This is a genomic window from Pseudonocardia sp. McavD-2-B (assembly GCF_024124365.1).
Taxonomy (GTDB): domain Bacteria; phylum Actinomycetota; class Actinomycetes; order Mycobacteriales; family Pseudonocardiaceae; genus Pseudonocardia; species Pseudonocardia alni.
The window spans coordinates 1-2,037 of record NZ_JAMXSG010000483.1 but is presented as its reverse complement, the minus strand read 5'-3'; the positions used below and the strand labels follow the sequence as shown (position 1 = coordinate 2,037).

At 78.5% G+C, this 2,037-nt stretch carries 2 protein-coding genes; both read left to right on the top strand.

Annotation, left to right across the window (positions count from 1 at the left end; translation table 11 throughout):
* Positions 1–74 precede the first annotated feature (74 nt).
* Positions 75–575 (top strand): universal stress protein, encoded by a 501-nt coding sequence (locus NH602_RS30475; RefSeq protein WP_062401823.1) that lies wholly within the window; start codon positions 75–77, stop codon positions 573–575.
* A 104-nt stretch (positions 576–679) separates the two neighbouring features.
* A partial coding sequence (locus NH602_RS30470; protein ID WP_253069640.1) for an HAD-IC family P-type ATPase occupies positions 680–2,037 on the top strand: 1,358 nt, incomplete at its 3' end.

The window sequence follows — 2,037 nt, the reverse complement described above, 5'->3', positions numbered from 1 at the left end:
TCCGCAGGACGTTCGCCCGGCGCGGCGCCGGCCCGGGGCGCGGACGCTGGGCCCCTCGTCACGAGGAGGGCGTCATGGAGCAGGAGAGGACGGTGCGGGACGACGAGATCGTCGTCGGCACCGACGGGTCGCAGGGCGGCCGGGCGGCGCTCGCCTGGGCGGTCGCCGAGGCCGCCCGCAGCGGCCGGTGGGTACGGGCGGTGCGGGTGTGGGACCCGGCGCCGCTGTTCGCGCCGCCGGCGCCGGTGTTCGTGGTGCGGTCGGTCGTCCGTGAGGACGAGGAACGTGCGCTGGAGAGCGACCTGGCGGAGATCCCGGTGCCCGAGGGGGTGCGGGTGGAGGGCGAGCTGCTCGAGGGCGTCGTCGTCGGTGAGCTCGTGGCGCAGTCGGCGGAGGCCGCCATGCTCGTCGTGGGCAGCCACGGGCACGGACCGCTGGGCCGTGCCGTGCTGGGCTCGGTCAGCGCCGCGTGCGTCCGCCGGGCCGGCTGCCCGGTCGTCGTGGTCACCCCGCGCCGGGCGGCGGTCCTCCTCGGCGCGACGGGAGCGGGGGCGGCCACGGACACACCCCGGTGACCGACACCCGGCACCGGCCTGCCGGCCCCGCCCCCGGGACCGGCGGACCCGCCGACGACCGGCTCGCAGGGGGCGTCCCTGACCCCCGGGAGCCCGCGGCCCGGCTGCTCCGGGACCTGCGCTCCGGACCGGCCGGGCTCTCCGGGCGCGACGCGGCGCGGCGGCTCGCCCGGTTCGGGCCGAACACACCGGCCCGGGCGGGGAACCGGTCGACCCGGCGGGCACTGCGACGGCAGCTGACCCACCCGCTGGCGGTGCTGCTGCTGTTGGCTGCGGTGCTCGCCGTCGTCGCCGGCACCGCGCAACTGGGCACGGCGATCCTGGTGGTGGTCGTGCTCAACGCCGGGTTCGCGTTCCTGCAGGAGCGCCACGCGGGCCGGGCCGTCGAGGCGCTGGGCCGCTACCTGCCCCCGCACGCCCGGGTCCGCCGTGATCGGACGGTTCGGAGCGTCCCCGCCGCGGAGCTGGTGCCCGGCGACGTGCTGCTGCTGGCCGAGGGTGACCGGGTGCCCGCCGACGCCCGGCTGCTGTCGGGCGGCCTGCAGATCGACGCGTCGGCGCTGACCGGGGAGTCGGTCCCCGTCGTCCGCGACGCGTCGGCACCCGACACCGCGGCGAGGGCGCTGGACTCGCCGGTCCTGCTGTTCAGCGGGACCGGGTGCGTCGCCGGGGCGGCCGAGGCCGTCGTGCACGCCACCGGGGCGCACACCGAGATCGGCCGCATCGCGGCGCTCGCCGGAACCCGGCCGACCGACGAGAGCCCGCTCGAACGGCAGGTCCGCCGTGTCGCCCGGCTGATCGCGGCGGTCGCCGTCGGGGTCGGTGTCGCGTTCGTCCCGCTCGGCGTGGTGGCCGGGCTGTCGCTCACCGAGGCCCTGGTGCTCGCGGTCGGGCTGATCGTGGCGAACGTGCCCGAGGGGCTGCTGCCGACGATCACCCTGGCGCTGGCCGTCGGGGTCCGGGCCATGGCCGACCGCGGTGCGCTGGTGAAACGGCTCTCCGCGGTGGAGACCCTCGGCTCGACCACGGTGATCTGCACGGACAAGACCGGCACGCTCACGACCGGCACCATGCGTGTGGTCGACGTCCGCGGTCCGGGCCCCGAGGCGTCGCCGCCCGGGCCCGCGTTCTGGACGGCGCTGGCGCGCTGCAGCACGGCCGACCCGCGGACCGGCGCGGGGGACCCGACCGAGCTCGCCCTGCTGGAGGGGGCCGCGGCCGCCGGTGCCGACGTGGACGCCGGGGTGCGCGACGCCGAACGGCTGGTCCTCCACGCCTTCGACCCGCACCGGATGCTGATGTCCACCCTGGACCCCGGCCCGGAGGGGCCGGTGCTGCACGTCAAGGGCGCCCCCGGCGCGGTGCTGGCGCGCTGCGCGCTGCCCGCCGACCGGCGGTCCGCGGTCGAGGAGGCGGTCGCCGCCATGGCCGGGCGGGGTCTGCGGGTCCTCGCCGTGGCCCG

Bases quoted from the DNA above. Each gene is read 5' to 3' on its own strand.
- NH602_RS30475 (WP_062401823.1), top strand. From the start codon at position 75: ATGGAGCAGGAGAGGACGGTGCGGGACGACGAGATCGTCGTCGGCACC.